16 protein-coding genes and 1 rRNA gene are annotated in these 16,948 nt (G+C 37.8%); 11 read left to right on the top strand and 6 right to left on the bottom strand.

The genetic code is table 11. From position 1 onward, the window contains the following. Nucleotides 1–102: ribosomal RNA gene (gene rrf / locus KO524_RS09230) — 5S ribosomal RNA — on the top strand; the annotation flags it as partial. Nucleotides 103–1,475: 1,373 nt separating this feature from the next. On the opposite strand, the gene KO524_RS09235 is transcribed toward rrf, so the two are convergent. After that, entirely contained in the window at nucleotides 1,476–1,826 is a 351-nt protein-coding gene (locus KO524_RS09235) for a 4Fe-4S dicluster domain-containing protein (RefSeq protein WP_219293240.1), read from the bottom strand. Nucleotides 1,827–1,902: 76 nt separating this feature from the next. Between KO524_RS09235 and KO524_RS09240 the strand changes: the two genes are divergently transcribed. From KO524_RS09240 to KO524_RS09255, 4 genes are read left to right on the top strand one after another with little or no spacing between them, the layout of a single operon-like run. Next, on the top strand, nucleotides 1,903–2,961 hold the full coding sequence (locus tag KO524_RS09240) for an acyl-CoA reductase (RefSeq protein WP_219293241.1): 1,059 nt from the start codon (nucleotides 1,903–1,905) through the stop codon (nucleotides 2,959–2,961). Between the two features lie 3 nt (nucleotides 2,962–2,964). After that, on the top strand, nucleotides 2,965–4,029 hold the full coding sequence (gene serC, locus KO524_RS09245; protein WP_219293243.1) for a 3-phosphoserine/phosphohydroxythreonine transaminase: 1,065 nt from the start codon (nucleotides 2,965–2,967) through the stop codon (nucleotides 4,027–4,029). 2 nt (nucleotides 4,030–4,031) lie between these two features. Beyond that, nucleotides 4,032–4,979: an NAD(P)-dependent oxidoreductase gene (locus KO524_RS09250; protein WP_219293245.1), complete on the top strand. Its 948-nt coding sequence runs from the start codon at nucleotides 4,032–4,034 to the stop codon at nucleotides 4,977–4,979. 42 nt (nucleotides 4,980–5,021) lie between these two features. Continuing rightward, nucleotides 5,022–5,519 (top strand): hypothetical protein, encoded by a 498-nt coding sequence (locus KO524_RS09255; RefSeq protein ID WP_219293247.1) that lies wholly within the window; start codon nucleotides 5,022–5,024, stop codon nucleotides 5,517–5,519. Between the two features lie 100 nt (nucleotides 5,520–5,619). Here the strand turns inward: KO524_RS09255 and KO524_RS09260 are convergent, their stop codons facing one another. Continuing rightward, entirely contained in the window at nucleotides 5,620–7,248 is a 1,629-nt protein-coding gene (locus KO524_RS09260) for an acyl-CoA carboxylase subunit beta (protein WP_219293249.1), read from the bottom strand. A 187-nt stretch (nucleotides 7,249–7,435) separates the two neighbouring features. Here KO524_RS09260 and KO524_RS09265 point away from each other — a divergent pair, with 187 nt between their 5' ends. The 4 genes from KO524_RS09265 (at nucleotide 7,436) to KO524_RS09280 (ending at nucleotide 11,228) form a co-directional block, all read left to right on the top strand. Further along, on the top strand, nucleotides 7,436–8,080 hold the full coding sequence (locus KO524_RS09265; protein WP_219293251.1) for a DUF47 domain-containing protein: 645 nt from the start codon (nucleotides 7,436–7,438) through the stop codon (nucleotides 8,078–8,080). Between the two features lie 15 nt (nucleotides 8,081–8,095). Further along, nucleotides 8,096–9,175 carry an inorganic phosphate transporter gene (locus KO524_RS09270; protein ID WP_219293253.1) on the top strand — a complete coding sequence of 360 codons (1,080 nt, stop codon included), beginning with the start codon at nucleotides 8,096–8,098 and terminating at the stop codon, nucleotides 9,173–9,175. 118 nt (nucleotides 9,176–9,293) lie between these two features. After that, nucleotides 9,294–10,793, top strand: a complete 1,500-nt coding sequence (locus tag KO524_RS09275; RefSeq protein ID WP_219293255.1) for an aldehyde dehydrogenase family protein — start codon at nucleotides 9,294–9,296, stop codon at nucleotides 10,791–10,793. Between the two features lie 57 nt (nucleotides 10,794–10,850). After that, entirely contained in the window at nucleotides 10,851–11,228 is a 378-nt protein-coding gene (locus KO524_RS09280; RefSeq protein WP_219293257.1) for a DUF779 domain-containing protein, read from the top strand. On the opposite strand, the gene KO524_RS09285 is transcribed toward KO524_RS09280, so the two are convergent. Both KO524_RS09285 and prfB read right to left on the bottom strand, forming a co-directional pair. After that, nucleotides 11,225–12,148 carry an AraC family transcriptional regulator gene (locus KO524_RS09285; protein ID WP_219293259.1) on the bottom strand — a complete coding sequence of 308 codons (924 nt, stop codon included), beginning with the start codon at nucleotides 12,146–12,148 and terminating at the stop codon, nucleotides 11,225–11,227. The two genes, KO524_RS09280 and KO524_RS09285, sit on opposite strands and share 4 nt — an antisense overlap. A gap of 119 nt (nucleotides 12,149–12,267) precedes the next feature. Then, nucleotides 12,268–13,360 (bottom strand): peptide chain release factor 2 gene (gene prfB, locus KO524_RS09290; protein ID WP_219293261.1). Its coding sequence is split into 2 segments (ribosomal slippage): nucleotides 12,268–13,296 and nucleotides 13,298–13,360, totalling 1,092 coding nucleotides; the frame shifts between segments, so codons are not numbered across the junction. A gap of 48 nt (nucleotides 13,361–13,408) precedes the next feature. On the opposite strand from prfB, the gene KO524_RS09295 reads away from it, so the two are divergent. After that, complete coding sequence (locus tag KO524_RS09295) at nucleotides 13,409–14,434, top strand: low specificity L-threonine aldolase (protein WP_219293263.1); 1,026 nt, start codon at nucleotides 13,409–13,411, stop codon at nucleotides 14,432–14,434. 122 nt (nucleotides 14,435–14,556) lie between these two features. Beyond that, a complete protein-coding gene (locus KO524_RS09300; protein WP_219293265.1) occupies nucleotides 14,557–14,859 on the top strand; it encodes a DUF6787 family protein in 303 nt (100 codons plus the stop codon). A gap of 1 nt (nucleotide 14,860) precedes the next feature. Here KO524_RS09300 and KO524_RS09305 read toward each other — a convergent pair whose 3' ends face one another. Further along, nucleotides 14,861–15,586, bottom strand: a complete 726-nt coding sequence (locus tag KO524_RS09305; RefSeq protein ID WP_219293267.1) for an SAM-dependent methyltransferase — start codon at nucleotides 15,584–15,586, stop codon at nucleotides 14,861–14,863. A 291-nt stretch (nucleotides 15,587–15,877) separates the two neighbouring features. Then, a complete protein-coding gene (locus tag KO524_RS09310) occupies nucleotides 15,878–16,831 on the bottom strand; it encodes an alpha/beta hydrolase (RefSeq protein ID WP_219293269.1) in 954 nt (317 codons plus the stop codon). Between the last annotated feature and the right edge of the window lie 117 nt (nucleotides 16,832–16,948).

Genomic DNA, 16,948 nt, shown 5'->3' on the forward strand with positions numbered 1-16,948 from the left:
TTATTGCAGCGGGGCTCACCTCTTCCCATTTCGAACAGAGAAGTTAAGCCCGTTAGCGCAGATGGTACTGCATTTATGTGGGAGAGTATGTCGTCGCCTTTCTTTTAAAAAGTCCCTAATCTTTATTGATTAGGGACTTTTTTGCTTATACGCAAATACGCTGATATGCGTATACGCTTTAGAATCATGTCACCCCTACGGGGTTTTATTCTAAGGAATTATACATAAAAGCCTAGCGCAGCGCCACGGCACAAAATCCCTATCGTTCTGTCGCAGACGAAACGATAGGGATTTTGCTAATACATAAAAACGGGTTGTTATAATCATGTCACCCCCACGGGGTTTTCCATAACCAACATTTTATTGTCTAGCATTATTTCACCTCTACGGGGTTCTCTGCCTATAAGCGAATAGGCACGTAGGCTTATCCGCTTTTATAATCATTTCACCCCTACGGGGTTTTCCATAACCAACATTTTATTGTCTAGCATTATTTCACCCCTATGGAGTTCTCTGCCCATAAGCGAATAGGCACATCGGCGTATCCGCTTTTATAATCATTTCACCCCTACGGGGTTTTCGATAACCAACATTTTATTGTCTAGCATTATTTCACCTCTACGGGGTTCTCTGCCCATAAGCGAATAGGCACATCGGCGTATCCGCCCTTAGAATCATGTCACCCCTCCGGGGTTTTATTATACGAAATTATACATAAAAGCCTAGCGCAGCGCCACGGCACAAAATCCCTATCGTTTTGTCGCAGACGAAACCATAGGGATTTTGCTAATGCGTAAAACGGGATTGTTATTATAATAATAATATATCATTTTCGTATAACCCCGTAGGGGTGACATGATTATAGATGATGTGTAACACGGGAATGTTGTTTATAATAATAATATATCATTTTCGTATAACCCCGTAGGGGTGACATGATTATAGAAAATGATGCGTCACACGGGAATGTTGTTCATAATAATAATATATCGTTTTCGTAGAACCCCGTAGGGGTGACATGATTATAGAAAATGATGCGTCACACGGGAATGTTGTTTATAATAATAATATATCGTTTTCATAGAACCCCGTAGGGGTGACATGATTATGGAAAATGAGACGTCACACGGGAATGTTGTTTATAATAATAATATATCATTTTCGTATAACCCCGTAGGGGTGACATGATTATAGAAAATGATGCGTCACACGGGATTGTTGTTACAATAATAATATATCATTTTCGTAGAACCCCGCAGGGGTGACATGATTATAGAAAATGATGCGTCACACGGGAATGTTGTTCATAATAATAATATATCATTTTCGTAGAACCCCGTAGGGGTGATATGATTATAGAAAATGATGCGTCACACGGGAATGTTGTTCATAATAATAATATATCATTTTCGTAGAACATCGATTCTCGAATCGCGAATAAAAAAAAACCAGACTCAAAGTCTGGTTTTTGTTATTTATTCGTCGTGTAAGAAAGCTTGTCTTTGGAGTAGCGTTTCTTCGCTTTCGACATGATTATCATCAGGAACACAGCAATCTACAGGGCAAACAGCAGCGCATTGTGGCTCTTCGTGAAACCCTTTACATTCGGTACATTTACCAGGTACTATGTAGTATAAATCATCTGAAATGGGGTCTTGAGCAGCATCTGCATCTACTTCGGTTCCATCGGGTAAAACGATTTTTCCGGAAAGACGCGTACCATCTTTATATCTCCAATCATCTGCTCCTTCGTATATCGCTGTATTTGGACACTCTGGTTCGCATGCACCGCAGTTGATGCATTCGTCAGTTATTATGATTGCCATAGCTTATATCTTTTATATTTATTATATGTAACTTTGCTACAAAAATACACCCAAAACAATTCACAAACAAATCAATATGATTTTAGAAGATAAAAAATTAGCACTTGTTGCCCTAGGGCAGTTTCTTAAGCAGTTTTCACAAGCAACATTTAGTAAAGACCAACAAGTTCTTGGGAACGAAGTGTTTTACAGCCGTTTTGAAGAAGCAGTGGTGTCTGCAGTTCATTATAATGGATGGTTTACTGTGGATCAAGTGGTTTTATCAATCCAATCATGGAGTGCAGCTTTGACTTTAGAAGAATTGAATCAGTGGACTCAAGCCTATGATTTCGATAGAGAGCCGTTGAAGAATGTTGGACTTATCTTGGCCGGAAATATTCCCTTAGTAGGATTTCACGATTTTTTGTCGGTTTTGATTTCCGGTAATATCGTTTCTGTAAAAATGTCGTCTAATGATCAAAGACTATTACCGATATTGGCAGATTATTTAATATTCGTAGAACCTAGATTTAAAGAGCGAATTCGCATAGTGGAAGGACGTCTGGAAAAATTCGATGCGGTTATTGCTACAGGTAGTAATAATACTTCGCGATATTTTGAATATTATTTTGATAAGGTACCCAATATCATTAGAAAAAACAGAAATTCATTAGCAGTATTAGATGGAAACGAAACGAAAAGCGATTTGATAGCTTTGGGTAGTGATATTTTTACTTTTTTTGGATTGGGATGTCGTAATGTTTCTAAATTATTAGTTCCTAAAGGTTATAATTTTGATGCATTTTTTGAAGCGATGTTTGAATTTCAAGATGTCATCCACTACGAAAAATACTCCAACAATTACGATTATAATAAGGCGGTATTTTTAATGAGCAATTTTAAAATTTTAGACAACGGGTTTTTGACGATTAAAGAAGACGAATCATTTGCTTCTCCGATTTCGTCCGTATTCTATGAATATTATGAAGATGTAACGGATTTAAAGAAAGAATTAAAGTTGCAAGAAGAAAAAATTCAATGTATCGTATCTAATAATTTGGTAGACAATTCCATTGCTTTCGGGCAAACACAATTCCCTAAACTATGGGATTATGCCGACGGCGTAGATAGCTTGAGTTTCTTGTTAAAATTGTAAAATATGAAAATGCATAATTTTAGTGCAGGCCCTTGTATATTGCCTGCTTCGGTTTACGCACAGGCAGCTGAGGCTGTTCTAAATTTTGATAATTCCGGACTTTCTATTTTAGAGATTTCACACCGTAGTAAAGCATTTATGTCTATTTTGGACGAAGCACGTGAAAAGGTGTTAAGGATGTTAGGATTGAAGGAAGCTCGATATAGCGTGTTGTTTTTACAAGGTAGTGCCAGTATGGAGTTTTTAAGAGTTCCCTATAATTTGATGAAATCTAAAGCAGGATACATAGATACGGGAACCTGGTCTTCAAAAGCCATAAAAGAAGCTCAAGCTTTTGGCGAGGTAGCTATCGTTGCTTCATCAAAAAGGGCTAATTATACTTATATTCCGGAGGTTGATGTCGTTGATCCGGACTTGGATTATTTGCATTTTACTTCAAACAATACCATATATGGAACACAATTTACGACTATACCGCAGGTAAGTGTACCGTTGGTTTGCGATATGAGTTCGGATATCTTTTCGAGGCAACTGGATTTTAGTCGTTTTGATTTAATTTATGCCGGTGTTCAAAAGAATATAGGTCCTGCTGGATTGAGTTTGGTGGTAGTTAAAAAGGAAGTATTAGGTAAGACTGCTCGTTCAATTCCGAGTATGATGGATTACCAACAACATATTGATCAGGGTAATTTGTATCATACGGCCAATGTTTTTGGCGTATATACCAGTTTACTAAACCTTCGATGGTTAAATGATTTAGGCGGTATCCCTGCTGTAGAATTCCTGAATAACGCTAAGGCAAAATTGCTTTATGAGGCTATTGACAGCCTGGATGTAGTAGAGGGTATAGCAGCAGAGGCATTTCGATCAAAGATGAATGTGACCTTTCGCTTTAAGAATAGCGAATTGGAAAAAGCATTCGATGCCTATTGTGAAAGAGAGAACATTGTAAATATTAAAGGACACCGTAGTGTAGGTGGGTATAGAGCATCTTTATATAATGCTCTACCGATAGAAAGTGTGCAAGTGTTGGTTCAGGTCCTTGAACAAATTAATCAGAAAGCATAAAGATGAAAATATTAGTACATGAAGCCCTTCCGGAGTTTGTTGAAAAAACTTTAGAAGACCAAGGTTTTGAAATTATTCAAGTTAAAGTTGCACAAGAGCAACTAGCCAATTATATCAATACCCATAAAATTGATGTATTGTTACTGCATAAGGCAAGAAAAATAACGCGATTATTGGTTGATAGTTGTAGTGATTTAAAATGTATCGTTATAGCAAGTAGCCATATTGATTTAGAGTATATCGACTATGCCATTAAAAATAATATCAAGGTGTTGTGGGCAGAAAAAACTTTGGCCAATGCTACGGCAGAAATGGTTTTCGCACATTTGTTTACAGGGAGTAGACTGCTACAAGAAGCCAATAGAAATATGCCTTTAGAAGGGGAGGTCAATTTTAAGTCTTTGCAAAGTGCCTATTCAAGTGGAGTAGAGTTGGCGGGAAAAACCTTGGGCATTATGGGAATGAATCTCGCTGGTCAATTGGTTGCTCAAAAAGCCATAGGATTAGGGATGCAAGTGGTTTATTGCGATGGAATGCAACCGCATATATCCAAAGATGTTTCCCTTTTTAACGGAGCCTCAATGCATATACACTTAGAAAGTCAGTCGATGGAAAACGTATTGGAACAGTCACATTTTTTAACGGTTCATACCAAAAATTTTGAGCGATATATACTGGCTAAAGAAGAATTTGAAAGTGCGATACAATTGATTGGGGTGATAAACTGTGCATATCCCGAAGCAATCAATGAAGTTGATTTGGTAGACTTAATCAATGAAGAAAAGATATTATTTGCAGGATTAGATCGTTTTGAAGAAGAACCTAATCCGGCTATTCAAGTATTAATGCAACCGGCTATTTCGTTGTCTCCGAACATTAATGGTACATCTTTAGAGGTTAGTGGTGCTATTTGGCTTGAAATATGTGAATTATTCGCTGAATGTGGTTGATTTTTTAACTAACTTAGATTGGATTTTTAAAACAACAAAGTTATGTTAGAGCAAATACAACAATTAATTGAGCAAGTAAGTTCAAAAGAAGCCGCTGCGCAAGGAATTTCTTCTGAGCTGACAACATCAGTTGCACAAGCAACGGGAACTTCCATTATATCGGGTTTAAAAGAAACGGTTATGAGTGGGAATTTTAGTCAACTGACCGATTTGTTTCAAGGGTCCGGTGATGTGGCATCAAACGGAGCTGTGAGCTCGATAGTTACTAATTTAGTGGGAACTTTGTCTGGGAAATTGGGAATAGACCAACGAGTTGCAAGTAATTTTGCTGGTTCTATTGTTCCTCAGGCCTTATCAATACTAGTTTCTAAATTCAAGGATTCCAATTTTTCTATAACGGATTTGATGGGTGCTTTTTCTGGGGGCGCTGGTTCCGGAGGTGGTATTATGGATGCTTTGGGAGGTTTGGGATTGGATCAAAATAAAGATGGTAAAGTGGGCTTGGATGATGCTATGTCGGCTTTAAAAGGCTTGTTTTAATAATAAAAAGAAGAGGCTATCTCATAAATGAAGACAGCCTCTTAGATTTTTTGAGATTTTCAATCTCTATATATTATTTTTAGTACAGACTTTTTTAAAATCAGACTTGTATTACACCTAAATTAAATTGACGTTCAATTGGAGCGTGATCGGCTGCTTCGATTCCCATGGAAATCCAAGTACGGGTGTCTAGCGGGTCAATGATAGCGTCTGTCCATAATCTGGAAGCTGCGTAATACGGTGAAATTTGTTTGTCGTAACGCGCTTTGATTTTATTAAACATTTCCGTTTCTTTTTCCGGCGTAATTTCTTCGCCTTTGGCTTTTAGAGAAGAAGCTTCAATTTGTAAAAGCACTTTGGCTGCTTGAGAACCGCCCATAACGGCTAATTCGGCACTAGGCCAAGCAAAGATTAATCTTGGGTCATATGCTTTTCCACACATGGCATAATTTCCAGCACCGTAAGAATTTCCTACAATAACCGTAAATTTCGGAACTACAGAGTTGCTTACCGCGTTAACCATTTTAGCGCCGTCTTTGATAATACCACCGTGTTCTGATTTAGAACCGACCATAAAACCAGTTACATCTTGTACGAATACCAGTGGAATTTTCTTTTGGTTGCAATTGGCTATAAAACGCGTAGATTTATCTGCACTATCCGAATAGATAACTCCTCCAAATTGCATTTCACCTTTTGCTGTTTTAACAACTTTTCGTTGGTTAGCTACAATTCCAACCGCCCAACCGTCGATGCGGGCGTATCCGGTAATGATGCTTTGGCCGTAACCGGCTTTGTATTCTTCGAAATCGGAATCATCAACCAAACGTTTGATGATTTCCATCATGTCGTATTGTTCTGTTCTTGCTTTAGGTAATATTCCGTAAATATCGTTAGGGTCTAAAGCCGGTTTTAGTGGCTTAACACGGTTATATCCTGCTTTGGTATAATCGCCTATTTTTCCGATGATATTTCTAATCGTATCTAAAGCATCTTTATCGTCTTTGGATTTGTAATCGGTAACACCTGAAATTTCGCAATGTGTTGTTGCTCCACCTAAGGTTTCGTTGTCGATGTTTTCGCCTATAGCTGCCTTTACAAGGTAGCTTCCTGCTAGAAAAATGCTTCCTGTTTTGTCTACAATTAAGGCTTCATCACTCATAATTGGTAAATAGGCGCCTCCTGCAACACAACTACCCATAACAGCCGCAATTTGGGTGATTCCCATACTACTCATCAGAGCATTATTTCTAAAAATTCTTCCAAAATGTTCTTTGTCAGGGAAAATTTCATCCTGTAAAGGAAGATAAACCCCCGCGCTATCTACTAAATAAATAATAGGTAGGCGGTTTTCCATGGCGATTTCTTGCGCTCTTAAATTCTTTTTCGCAGTAATAGGAAACCAAGCTCCAGCTTTTACCGTAGCGTCATTGGCAACCACTATGCATTGTTTGCCTTGTATGTAACCTATCTTAACCACTACTCCTCCCGAAGGGCATCCACCGTGTTCTTCATACATTCCATCTCCAACAAAAGCACCGATTTCTATGCATTTTGCGTCCTTGTCTAAGAGGTAATCAATTCGTTCTCTAGCGGTTAGTTTTCCAGATTGATGTAGTTTTTCAATTCTCTTTTGACCACCACCTAGTTTTACTTGGGCATATTGACGTTTAAGGTCAGATAAAAGTAGCTTGTTGTGATCTTCATTTTTATTGAAGTTAATGTCCATAATTATAGAGGCCTTATATTTTTGTTAATGTCTAATTCTTGAGTGCTAAAATACAAAAACCTTTATAATTATAGGAGTAACAAGGTTAGTTATAATTGAAGGGATAACGGAAATATTTTGAAAAGTTACTATTTAGGAAACATTAGTTGTGTTTTTTATTGTAATTTTGGTCGCCTAATAAATGAATATGACACTCAATTCAATTTTTCAATTTTTAGTTCCTAAGGATAAAAAGTTTTATCCCTTGTTTGAACAAGCTGTGAATAAGTTAATCCTATTATCAGAAACCCTCCATGAAGCCATTAATTTGCCGAGTAAAGAAAGAGAGGAATACTTTAAAACAGTAGAGACCATAGAAAATGATATTGAAAATATCGTGCAAAATATCCGTATTGAATTAAGTAGAAATTTTATTACGCCATTTGACCGTGAAGATATTCATTCATTGATTACTGCTATTGATGATGTGGCCGATTTTATGAATGATGCAGCTAGTCGTATGCGTTTGTATCAAGTGGACAAGATCACTAAATCCATTCGCAAGTTGACAGAAGTTAACGTAGAAACTTGTAAGCAAATTGGTATTGCTATTTATGAACTAAAGGGCATGAAGAATTTGGATACCATTTCAGAATGCTGTCGTGTAATCAATAAATTAGAGGCTAAGGCTGATAAGATTTTTGATAAAGCCGTGGCAGATCTTTTCGAAAATGAAACGGATGCTAAAAACATTATTAAATACAAAGAAGTATTATCGGCTTTAGAAGCCGCTTCGGATAAATGTAAACAGGTAGCCAAGGTTTTGGAGACCATTACGGTGAAATATTCTTAAACAACCGAAGACTTCATGGATTTTACAATATTGATTATAATTATCGGACTGGCTTTGATATTTGACTATATCAACGGATTTCACGACGCTGCCAATTCCATAGCAACTATTGTTGCAACTAAGGTATTAACCCCTTTTCAAGCCGTATTATGGGCTGCCGCTTTTAATTTTGTAGCTTATTTTATTTCCAAATATCTTATTGGAGAATTTAAAATTGGGAACACCATTGCCAAATCGGTCAACGAGCACTTTATAACTTTAGAAGTGATATTGGCCGGACTTGTCGCAGCCATTATATGGAATTTGTTGACCTGGAAAATGGGAATCCCGTCTTCGTCTTCACATACTTTATTAGGAGGATTTATTGGTGCTGCTTTAGCCCATGCAGGTGCTTTTTCTGCAATTTTTGATGGACAACAAATCGACGTAATCAATTATGTCAAAGTAATTCCGACTTTTTTATTTATTTTCGGTGCGCCATTTATAGGTATGATTGTCGCCTATTTTATTACGGTTTTGATCATGCATATTTGTAAGCGAGCCAATCCGCATCGAGCTGAGAAATGGTTTAAAAAACTTCAATTGGTTTCTTCTGCTTTATTTAGTTTAGGACATGGTGGTAATGATGCTCAGAAAGTAATGGGAATTATCGGTGCTGCTGTGATTTGTTATCACATGAATATGCAAGACGTAGCCTATACGAGTTTAGCGAGTGCCGACAGGTTTGCGCATTTTGTAGACGATTGGTATTGGGTGCCTTTAGCATCCTTTGTAGTAATTGCATTAGGGACGCTGTCTGGAGGTTGGAAAATTGTAAAAACCATGGGAACTAAAATTACCAAAGTGACCCCTTTAGAAGGAGTAGCTGCTGAAACGGCAGGTGCGATTACTTTATATGTTACCGAACATTTGGGAATTCCTGTTTCAACAACACATACGATTACCGGTTCTATAATTGGTGTAGGTATTACTAAAAGGATTTCCGCAGTACGTTGGGGGATTACGATTAGTTTGCTTTGGGCTTGGGTTTTAACCATTCCAGTTTCTGCCTTAATAGCCATGGGCGTTTATTATTTATTGACCGTTTTCTTATAAAAATATACTATCAAAAAAAAACAACTTCTTTCGGAGTTGTTTTTTTTTTGAACGAATAATGCTATTACTTTGTTTTACGATTGAGTAAATTTGGGATAGAACTAAAAAATTATCCCCTATGAGTATCATTCAAAAACCCCATTTTAAAGCGAAATACGACAATTATATTAACGGAGCTTTTGTGCCTCCTGCAAGTGGTAAATATTTTGATGTTATTTCTCCTATTGATGGAAAAGTGTTTTCTCAAGCGGCTCATTCCGGTAAGGAAGATATAGATAAAGCAGTAGCAGCCGCAGATCAAGCGTTTAAGACTTGGAGTAAGGTGTCTTCTAAAGACAGAAGTGCTCTTTTACATCAAATAGCCAAGGTTATGGAAGATAACTTGGAGTATATAGCGGCGGTGGAAACTATTGACAATGGAAAAGCGGTACGCGAAACCTTAGGTGCCGACGTACCTTTAGCTATTGACCATTTAAGATATTTTGCTTCTGTAATTCGTTCCGAAGAAAGTTCGATTACGGAACTAGACGAAAACACGGTATCCATTGCTTTGGAAGAGCCTTTAGGTGTTATAGCACAGATTATTCCATGGAACTTTCCTTTGTTGATGGCCTTTTGGAAGTTGGCTCCAGCCTTAGCTGCGGGTAATACAATCGTATTAAAACCAGCCGAGAGCACGCCAATCTCTATTCTAATCGTTATGGAGTTAATAGGGTCGTTATTGCCTCCAGGAGTATTAAACGTAATCAATGGTTTTGGAGCGGAGATGGGACGTCATTTAGTGGCGCATCCGAAGGTGTCTAAAGCTGCTTTTACCGGATCTACCGCTACGGGAAGAATGATCATGCAATATGCTTCTGAAAATGTGATTCCCGTTACTTTGGAATTGGGAGGGAAATCTCCAAATATCTTTTTCCCATCGATAGCCGATCACGATGATGCATTTTTTGACAAAGCCGTCGAAGGGGCTGTATTATTTGCTTTTAATCAAGGTGAAGTTTGTACCTGCCCTTCACGATTATTGGTACACGAATCGATTTACGATAAATTTATAGCCAAGGTTATTGAACGTACAGAGGCGATTAAATTCGGTAATCCGTTAGATAGCACTACCATGATGGGGGCGCAAGCTTCTAAAGTGCAGTATGAAAAAATATTAGCCTATATCAAATTGGGAAAAGAAGAAGGTGCGGAACTCTTAACCGGAGGAGAAGCCAATTCAATTCCGGGATTGGATGGCGGGTATTATATCAAACCAACCATTTTTAAAGGACATAATAAGATGAGGATTTTCCAAGAGGAAATTTTCGGACCCGTATTGGCTGTAACTACTTTTAAAACAACGGAAGAGGCGATTGAAATTGCCAACGATACGATATATGGACTTGGAGCTGGTGTATGGACGCGTGACGCACATGAAATCTACCAAGTTCCTAGAGCGATACAAGCGGGTAGAGTGTGGATTAATCAATATCACTCCTATCCAGCAGGTGCTCCGTTTGGAGGTTATAAACAATCTGGATTTGGACGTGAGAACCACAAGATGATGTTGAATCACTACCGCCAAGTAAAAAACATGTTGATATCTTACGATAAAAACAAACAGGGGCTTTTTTAATGTTGATTGTTGAGCTGCTTAATTTTTAAGCAGCTCTTTTTTTAATACCATGACACGATGATAAAACGAATTGAAGCGACGGAAGCCGCTATGGAATTGATTAAAGAATTACAGGGTTTGCACGGTGATTTGATGTTTTATCAAGCCGGTGGATGCTGTGAAGGAACCCAACCTTTGTGTTTGCATAAAGATGGAATTCTCAAACGACTTGGTGATGTCTGTGTCGGACATGTTGGCGGTGTTGAATTTTGGATGGATAAAGATCTATTTGAATACTGGAAGCATGCTCATTATACGCTCGATGTCGTAGAAGGCTATGGTACAGGTGGTTTTTCTCTAGAAGTGCCGTTGGGAAAGACTTTTAAGATCGTATATCGCATCTATACTCCTGAAGAAGAAACTCAGTTGGAACCGATCATGGCAGTTGAAAGTTAGCACTCCTTGACAAGTGATTGTTGGTATTGTTTTGGCGTAATGCCTTCGTGTTTTTTAAATAACCGAATAAAGTAATTGCTGTCTTCAAACCCACTGAGGTAACTGACCTCTTTGATGGGAATCAAGGAAGAAGACAAAATGTTTTTTGCTTTTGTTATTTTTTGTTCGATGATAAATTCAATCGGACTGATTCCTAACTCTCTTTTGAAATAACGATATAAGGTAGAAGGGCTCATACATGCTTGGTTACATAATTGATCTAGACTACCTGTTTTTTCTGGATTCTCCTTGATAAAAGCAACTAAAGACTGTATGATTGAGGGCGTTTTTCGCGATTTGAGATTCGGAAGTTCTCTGTTTTGTTGTTGCATGATTGCAATCAAAAGCATATCAAGCTGTGACTCCTCCCAATTTTCTATAAGTGTTTTTCTTTGATTGAGTAAGTCGCGTGTGATGCGATGAAAAATTTGATTGATTTTGGTACTATTTAGCAGAGAGAATTCTTGAATATTGAGATTCCATTCGCTATTTAATTTGGGTGCTTTTTCATTTAACATTTCCGTCTTTTTTATTAGAAAATCAGGGTTAATCGATACACTTGTGCACTGTGTAGGTTGTTTTGAAGTAGCCTGTGGAAAATCGATTTTAAGATGGCTGTTTTTTGGCAGTATTAAAGTTTGATTTTTATTGAAAAGAAACGAGTTTTGCGAATCGATTTCAATTTGCTTTTGTCCGTTTATGATATTGGAAAAGACTGGATTGGAAAAGGCAACGGGTATTTGATACATTTTTTCGTCGATTTCTGTAAAAAAAATCTCACAAGAATCTGTTTTCCAAATGGAGTGACTTTCAACAAATTCAGGATTTATTTTGGAATGTTGAAAAATATTCGATAATAAAGGGAAGTTATTTAAATTCATCTTAAAATCTTTGGAAGATGAATTTACTAAATGTTTTTTGAAATAGCTTTATAATTATGTTAAAACCAGCATAGTAAAAATCAAAAGCTACTTGTCGTTCAACAAGTAGCTTTTTGAATTTAATCTCGTTGCCCCATCATCATCAGATAGGCTTTTAAGAAATTGTCAATTTCGCCATTCATTACAGAGTCAACATCGGTTGATTCGAATTGAGTGCGTACATCTTTAACCAATTTATAAGGATGCATAACGTAGTTTCGAATTTGTGAACCCCATTCGATTTTTTTCTTATTGGCTTCGATTTCGTCCCGTTTGGCTTGACGTTTTTTTAATTCTATTTCATACAATTGTGATTTCAGCAATTGCATAGCTTTATTCTTATTGTCTAATTGAGAACGGGTTTCCGAATTTTCAATGATAATACCCGTAGGGTGGTGACGCAATCGAACAGCGGTTTCAACCTTGTTCACATTTTGTCCTCCAGCTCCACTAGAACGCATGGTTTCCCACGATATGTCCGAGGCACTGATATCGATCTCAATAGTATCATCTGCTAAGGGATATACATAAACGGATGCAAATGAAGTATGTCTTTTGGCATTACTGTCAAAAGGGGAGATACGCACTAAGCGATGTACGCCATTTTCTCCTTTTAAGTAACCGAAAGCATATTCCCCTTCAAACTCTAAAGTTACCGTTTTAACACCAGTAACCTCACCTTCTTGAAAGTTGAGCTCTTTAATCTTATAGCCGCTTTTTTCAGCCCACATCATATACATTCGCATCAACATGGCTGCCCAGTCACAACTTTCAGTGCCACCGGCACCAGCGGTAATTTGAATCACCGCACTAAGGCTATCACCTTCGTCTGAAAGCATGTTTTTAAATTCGAGGTCTTCTATGATCGCTATGGTCTCCTGATAATGTTCCGTAACCTCGGTTTCATCAACATCGCCGGAGGCATAAAAATCCAAAAGTACCTGCAATTCCTCTAAGCTATTTTGAGCTGCCTGATAACCTTCAACCCATTTCTTTTTGGAGCGTAAATTTTTTACCAGTATTTCTGCTTCCTTAGGATGATTCCAGAAATCAGGTGCAAATGTCTTCTCTTCTTCGTTGGCAATTTCAATTAATTTCTGATCGACGTCAAAGATATCGTCTTAAGGCACCAAGCCGGTCAATAATATTCTTTACATGTTCGGTGTTTATCATAATTTCAGTACTTTTATAGCCACAAAAATAGTTATTCCTTTTTGAAATATGGAAATTAATTTAGTTAGCGATACCATCACCAAACCAAGTCCTGAAATGGTAGATTTTATGATGAAGGCAAGAGTAGGTGATGATGTTTATAAATTGGACGAAAGTACCAATGAATTAGAAAAAACAATAGCCGATTTATTTGGTATGGAGGCAGCCTTGTTTTTTCCTTCGGGTACTATGGCCAACCAAGTTGCCATCAAACTGCATACAAATTCTGGTGAGCGATTGATTTGCGATAAAGATTCACATGTTTATGCTTTTGAATCGGGAGGACCGGCTTTTCACAGTGGTGTGGCCTGTACTTTGTTGCCGGGAAATAGAGGACGAATTACCGCAGAACAAGTTCAAGAAGCTTACACTGACGATTCCAATGTACACTATGCTGCAACTACTTTAGTTTGTGTTGAAAACACAACCAACAAAGGCGGCGGCGCGTGTTACGATATCAATGAGTTGTTTAAAATTAAACAAGTTTGCCTAGCGACAGGAATGAAGTTTCATTTAGATGGTGCTCGACTGTGGAATGCGTTAGTGGCAAAGCAACTGCATCCCAAACAGTTTGGAGAATTGTTCGATACTATTTCGGTTTGTTTGTCTAAAGGACTCGGTGCTCCAATGGGCTCTGTACTTTTGGGCTCTAAGGTCGATATTCAAAAAGCCATGCGTTTAAGAAAGCTTTTTGGCGGAGGTATGCGTCAAACCGGTTTTATGGCAGCAGCAGGATTGTTTGCTTTAAAAAATAATGTAAGCCGTTTGCAACGCGATCATTATAGAGCAAAACAGTTGGAGTTATTATTGCTTAAAAAGAGTTGGGTGAAACACGTTGAACCTGTTCAAACCAATATAGTCGTCTTTAATTTAAAAGAAGGATATAGCCCAACGGTTTTAATGGAGCGGTTAAAAAATAAAAACATTTTGATCAGTACTATGGGCAACGGCTTGTTGCGAATGGTTACCCATATGGATTATAGAGAAGTCATGCATGAATATGTCATGGAAACGCTCACCAACTTAGATATTTAGAATCAAAAATGCCACTCCTTAGAGTGGCATTTTTATTTAGATTGTATAAAAACACAGAATTAACAATTCTGATTTTTTTGGAATCGGAAATATTTGTAGTTTTGTTTAGAATTAATATAAATATGGAAAAGTTAAAACAACGCTGGGGAATAGATTCCAATTTTCAAATCGCTGTGATTTTTATAGTTTTTGCTATAACTGGCTCTACGGCTTCATGGGTCACCAAACCCATTCTAGATTTTCTCGGTATCTCTAGAGAAGCGATGAATCCCTTTTTATATTGGTTTTTGCGTATCGTTTTAATCTTACCCGTTTATAAGTTGCTATTATTGTTCTTTGGAACCGTTTTTGGTCAGCGTTTATTCTTTTGGAATTTCGTAAAAAAAATGCTTCAAAGAATGGGCTTTAGTTTTTTATACCGCTAACTTATTTTTTGTGAATGATAAAGATGCAAGGACGTTTGTGTAAATCCACTTTGCTCTTTTTCCATTCGGCTATAGATTTGGTTTTGATGTACTCTGTTGGTAACGTTATATCGCAGGCAATGCACAGTTGTGTCTGTGGATGTAGTGCAGTGGTCATTTCTTCTACAATCTGATTGTTTCTATAAGGTGTTTCAATAAACAGTTGCGATTGATCTCTTTCAGAAGAGATGCGCTCTAAAGTTTTTAATGTGGCTTTTTTCTCCGATTTGTCAATAGGTAGGTATCCGTTAAAGGCAAAACTTTGACCATTCATTCCCGAGGCCATCAGTGATAATAATATGGATGATGGGCCGACTAACGGGATTACCTGAATGTTTTTTTCGTGTGCAATTTTGACTATGACCGCACCCGGGTCGGCAACTCCTGGACATCCAGCGTCACTCATCAGGCCTACGTTTTTCCCCTCTAAAAGCGGTTGTATATATTGATAATGACTACTTGCCTCAGTGTGTTTGTTTAATGGAAATAAGATCAAATCCGCTTGAACTTTTGTCGGACAAATCGCCTTTATAAATCTACGAGCCACTTTTTCGTTTTCAACAACGAAAATATCGATCAACTCTATGGCGCGTTTAACGGTTTGAGGCAATACCTCGTCTGGTGGAGTATCGTCTCCTAAGGTGATTGGTATTAAATATAGTTTACCTGTTGATGAACTAAAATCCATAGAAAATATTTTTTTTCAAATTTACTAATTATTTATCAAAACGGTAGAGCCAGTAGGAGTGTAAAATATAAAAGCGATTACTCGAAACGATCGATTTGGAATCCCTATCAAATGCCGTTGAGAGCTCTTTGTATGTGCTTTGTATGTGCTTTGTATATATTTCGTACCAATGGCTGCTGTGCCTTTTGTTTTGTTGTACTCTGATTAAGTAGGTTTTAGCGGTGTTTTGTATACAGTTTGTAAGTATTCCTTTTTATTTGCTTTATGTGGTCTTGTTGACTTTAGTATCCCTTATTTAAAGATACTTGATAGTATTCTCAATTGTGTCTGGTAATATTGATCGCTTAAGCTCGATGGGAATACGTCGAAAACATGGATGGCACCTGGAATTACCAGTAGTTCAACGGCTACTGCTGCCTGCATTAATTTTTGTGCATAATCGATGGCTTCGTCGCGTAGTGGATCCAATTCGCAGGCCATGATAAAGGCGGGAGGGAGATTGGAAAAATCCTTTGCTGAAAGCGGACTAGCATAAGGTGATACCGGTAGATTGTGATCCTCGAGATACAGTTTCCAAGAGCTTTTTGCGCTGGAATAGTCCCAAATTGGGCTATCGGTAAATTCCAACATAGAAGGGGTGGAGCAACTGTAATCTGTAACGGGGTAACTCAATATTTGAAAATGGATTTGAGGACCTTTATTGTCTCGAGCCATATGTGTTAATGCAGTGGCTAATGCACCACCAGCACTTCTGCCCCCAACAATGATTTTTTGCGGATCAATTCCAATTTCTTCGCCGTGATTGGCCAACCATAATAGTGCTGCATAGCCGTCTTCTATGGCGGCGGGAAATGGAGATTCTGGTGCCAATCGATAGGCTACGGAAACAACCGTATAACCACTGTCCAGTACTAAATGGTAAAAGAGTTCGTCGGATTGTTCGGGATTTCCAAAAATAAAACCCCCTCCGTGAAAGTATAGTAAAACCGGTTTGTTTGTTGAGCCCTTTTCTTTGTAAATACGCAAGCGTACCAAAGGATCTGCTGTTGTCAATCCTGGGATAAATATATTTTCTACCGCAAGCCCTTCTGGTAATTTTGGAGTGGCTTCCTGTTCGGCTAAGCTTGCTTCAAGGTTTCTAATTTGCTGTGGATTATTTTCTAATAATGTAGCATAAGGGATTTCTAACCAAGGATTGTTTTTTAAACTTTGCGCTAACTCGGGATTGATTCTATCGTAATTCATACGCTTTAATGTGTTTTTGTTGCTTGAGGAGAAAATTTAGTATAAAAGCATCGTCTGAATTCTCGTAATAACCATGCGTTTTTTTAAGTACTCTATTAGATGTAAATTTAAGGTATT

The sequence above is a fragment of the Flavobacterium sp. NKUCC04_CG genome (assembly GCF_019345525.1).
In the GTDB taxonomy this organism is placed as follows: domain Bacteria; phylum Bacteroidota; class Bacteroidia; order Flavobacteriales; family Flavobacteriaceae; genus Flavobacterium.

What these genes read in the sequence shown, in the direction of transcription:
- KO524_RS09265 (WP_219293251.1), top strand. Translation starts at nt 7,436, where the DNA reads ATGACACTCAATTCAATTTTTCAATTTTTAGTTCCTAAGGATAAAAAG.
- serC (WP_219293243.1), top strand. Translation starts at nt 2,965, where the DNA reads ATGAAAATGCATAATTTTAGTGCAGGCCCTTGTATATTGCCTGCTTCG.
- KO524_RS09270 (WP_219293253.1), top strand. Translation starts at nt 8,096, where the DNA reads ATGGATTTTACAATATTGATTATAATTATCGGACTGGCTTTGATATTT.
- KO524_RS09285 (WP_219293259.1), bottom strand. Translation starts at nt 12,148, where the DNA reads ATGAATTTAAATAACTTCCCTTTATTATCGAATATTTTTCAACATTCC.
- KO524_RS09305 (WP_219293267.1), bottom strand. Translation starts at nt 15,586, where the DNA reads ATGGATTTTAGTTCATCAACAGGTAAACTATATTTAATACCAATCACC.
- KO524_RS09240 (WP_219293241.1), top strand. Translation starts at nt 1,903, where the DNA reads ATGATTTTAGAAGATAAAAAATTAGCACTTGTTGCCCTAGGGCAGTTT.
- KO524_RS09280 (WP_219293257.1), top strand. Translation starts at nt 10,851, where the DNA reads ATGATAAAACGAATTGAAGCGACGGAAGCCGCTATGGAATTGATTAAA.
- KO524_RS09295 (WP_219293263.1), top strand. Translation starts at nt 13,409, where the DNA reads ATGGAAATTAATTTAGTTAGCGATACCATCACCAAACCAAGTCCTGAA.
- KO524_RS09235 (WP_219293240.1), bottom strand. Translation starts at nt 1,826, where the DNA reads ATGGCAATCATAATAACTGACGAATGCATCAACTGCGGTGCATGCGAA.
- KO524_RS09250 (WP_219293245.1), top strand. Translation starts at nt 4,032, where the DNA reads ATGAAAATATTAGTACATGAAGCCCTTCCGGAGTTTGTTGAAAAAACT.
- KO524_RS09255 (WP_219293247.1), top strand. Translation starts at nt 5,022, where the DNA reads ATGTTAGAGCAAATACAACAATTAATTGAGCAAGTAAGTTCAAAAGAA.
- KO524_RS09310 (WP_219293269.1), bottom strand. Translation starts at nt 16,831, where the DNA reads ATGAATTACGATAGAATCAATCCCGAGTTAGCGCAAAGTTTAAAAAAC.
- KO524_RS09260 (WP_219293249.1), bottom strand. Translation starts at nt 7,248, where the DNA reads ATGGACATTAACTTCAATAAAAATGAAGATCACAACAAGCTACTTTTA.
- KO524_RS09300 (WP_219293265.1), top strand. Translation starts at nt 14,557, where the DNA reads ATGGAAAAGTTAAAACAACGCTGGGGAATAGATTCCAATTTTCAAATC.
- KO524_RS09275 (WP_219293255.1), top strand. Translation starts at nt 9,294, where the DNA reads ATGAGTATCATTCAAAAACCCCATTTTAAAGCGAAATACGACAATTAT.